At 48.2% G+C, this 247-nt stretch carries 1 rRNA gene; it reads left to right on the top strand.

The features are described from left to right. Positions 1–247, top strand: a 23S ribosomal RNA gene (locus lacNas_RS03890); the annotation flags it as partial.

Here is a 247-nt window from a genome sequence, read left to right on the forward strand (position 1 = left end):
TCATGAGTGAATACATAGCTTATGAAAGGAACACGCAGTGAACTGAAACATCTAAGTAGCTGCAGGAAGAGAAAGAAATTCGATTTCCCAAGTAGCGGCGAGCGAACAGGAAAGAGCCCAAACCGGCAGATTTATCTGCCGGGGTTGTAGGACTGAGTCATGGCACTTCAGAGGATAGCAGAAGCATTTGGGAAAATGCGCCAGAGAGGGTGAGAGCCCCGTAAGCGAAATCCAAAGAAGGCCTATC

This window comes from Lactobacillus nasalidis (assembly GCF_016587775.1).
Taxonomy (GTDB): domain Bacteria; phylum Bacillota; class Bacilli; order Lactobacillales; family Lactobacillaceae; genus Lactobacillus; species Lactobacillus nasalidis.